The following is a 1374-nucleotide window of genomic DNA, read 5'->3' as shown; positions in this document are numbered from 1 at the left end:
ACGTCTGAACGCTCAAACTCCGTTGCCAAATCTTGGTAGCGGTAGTGGCTCGAACTCACGCGTTCGTGAATGTCTTGCGCGATAAAATAGATATTCAAGAATCGGTCACTTGGTCCGTCTACATGACCACGCTTGGAACGGGTGAGTAGCGTTGCTTTACACGCATTGAGTGCGGTGACCGTTGCAGCATTAAGGCGAGCCGCTTCAATACGCATTGGTTGCGGTGCAAGGTTCGTGACTGGGTGGAAAAGCTTGGCTTTGGCATCGAGATAATTAGCAAGCGCAAGAAACACGTTCGCGAGGCTTAATTGCACCGGCTGCAACGGCCAGAACATTTGCCAGATCATCGACATAAAGTAATACCAAGCGGCACCAGTTAGCAGTAACAACGGCTGGAACCAAATATTCGTGCTTTCGTGCGCGCCGAGCATGGTGTAAATGGCGATCAGCAACGAACCAAATGCGATACTGGCATATTTCGGCCCAATTGCGCCAAGCATGATAAAGCCAAACGTGGAAATAAACAGACCCGTGGCAAACAGCCAAGGGGTGTGAAACAGTATTTCAATAGAGAAGGCCGCAACCGCGAAACAGATAAACGTGAGAATCAGAGCTTTGATTCGTCCCATAAAGCTGTCATCACTTTCCGCTAGTGCAGCGGCAATCACACCTAGTATGAGAGGTGTGATCAAGGTGTTTTGTCCGAAGTACCAAGCAGGAATAACGACACCCAACAGGGTGATCAATATAAGAATGCTGTAGTTAATGGTTTTATTTGCCCAATAGAGGCGAAATTTAGAAGCTGCTTGCACAATGCGCCTTACATTTCCGATAAAAACGGAGAAAAATTCCCAATTTCACTCAAGGATGACGGCGTTAGAAAGTTGACGTTCTCACGGTTAACGCTCACCAATTGAGCCTTAAAACAAACGGCTTTCACGGGCGCTATCATCTTGAAGTTGTTTGGATATGTTACCAAGCTCACTATAGCGTGTTTATGATTTAATTTAAGAAAAAATCACGCTTGGTTATGAAATCGACAGAAATGTCATTGACTTAAGAATGCAGAGCAGTTTTCGGATGCGAAAACCGTCTAGAGTTTGGGTTTATAGCGTTGAAGTAATGACAATTATGTTCACAAAATCAGCAGTAATGTGAATTTTATTAAAGAATCAAGGAAGATGCGTATTTAGGTGGCGGTCGCTGCTACAATTTGAAGCCCTAAAATGATATAAATCGACAACTTCTCACTTAAAAGGCGCACGTTTCATGCAGCTTACTGCCACTAGCAAAGCACAGTTTTTTATTCAAAATGAGTATTATCATGTCGAAATAAAAGAGAACAGTGTTTTATTAAGCTCAATTGGCAGTGAA

General features: G+C 43.8%; 1 protein-coding gene and 1 pseudogene. One reads left to right on the top strand and one right to left on the bottom strand.

Translation table 11 applies throughout. The features are described 5' to 3' along the window. Positions 1–812: FUSC family membrane protein (locus R7P67_RS24420; protein WP_318086262.1), on the bottom strand; the 812-nt coding region annotated here is incomplete at its 3' end. 457 nt (positions 813–1269) lie between these two features. Here R7P67_RS24420 and R7P67_RS24415 point away from each other — a divergent pair. Then, positions 1270–1374: pseudogene (locus R7P67_RS24415) on the top strand (helicase IV); the annotation flags it as partial.

It is taken from the genome of Vibrio sp. Vb0937, from assembly GCF_033338855.1.
The sequence above is the reverse complement of the archived record's forward strand: the minus strand, read 5'-3'. Positions and strand labels throughout refer to the sequence as shown.